Raw genomic sequence first — 976 nt, 5'->3', positions numbered from 1 at the left:
TGGCGGCGCGCCTTCGGCCGCCAGCCATCCGTTGACGGTATCGAGAATGCGGCCGGCCAGCAGGTCCGACTTGAACACGCCGCCGTTGAACAGCACGGCAGTCGGATGCAGGAAACTGGCGCCTTCGGCAAGCGTGTTCTGCAGGCCTTCGATCTCATTGAGCGCGTTGACCTGACGGCCCAGGAATGCGGCGAGATGGCGCGGAATGGCGGCGTCCTGCGCATACGGCAGACCGAGTTGCGTAAGGCCCACTCGCGCTCGGCTTACCGGCCGGTCGGCGCGGTCGGCTTGCGGGAAGAAGCCGTCCAGAATGGTCTGCGTGAGTTCCGCGCGTGTGAGTTCCGTGCGGATCGAACCGCCGATCAGCTTCGATCCGCGGCTTGGCACGACGAGCGGCACGGTGTCCGTGGCGGGATCGGTGAGCAGCGTTTCTTTGGCCGATCGGCACGCATAAGTGAGCGCGCGAAGTTGCCATGCGTCGGGCTGCGTGCCTTGCGTCGCGAGCTTGCGCGCGACCACGTAGGCGAGCGCGAGGTCCATGTTGTCGCCGCCGAGCAGGATGTGCTCGCCCACTGCAATCCGGTGCAACTCGAGATTCCCCTCACGTTCGATCACCGCGATCAGCGAGAAGTCGGTGGTGCCGCCGCCGACATCGACGACAAGGATTACGTCGCCGACCCGGACTTGCTTGCGCCACTGTCCTTGGCTCATCTCGATCCAGCTATAAAGCGCGGCTTGCGGTTCTTCAAGCAGGGTCATGCGGCCATAATTCGCTGCCTCCGCCGCCTCTGCGGTCAGGTCGCGTGCGGCGGGATCGAAGGAGGCGGGAATCGTGACGGTGATTTCCTGCTCGCTGAACGGCGCATCGGGATGGGCGTGGTTCCACGCTTCGCGCAGATGCGTCAGATAGCGCACCGAGCTTTCGAGCGGCGAGACGCGCGTGACTTCGGGCGGCGCGTCGTTCGGCAAAATGGCA

The 976-nt window shown here is 65.2% G+C and carries 1 protein-coding gene; it reads right to left on the bottom strand.

Annotated features, from left to right (window positions below; all coding sequences use genetic code 11):
* A partial coding sequence (locus ACRXB1_RS36760; protein WP_449494867.1) for an Hsp70 family protein occupies positions 1-976 on the bottom strand: 976 nt, incomplete at both ends.

The organism is Caballeronia sp. M23-90 (genome assembly GCF_053574605.1).
Note: the sequence above shows the minus strand (reverse complement) of the source record. Positions and strands in the feature narration are given on the sequence as shown.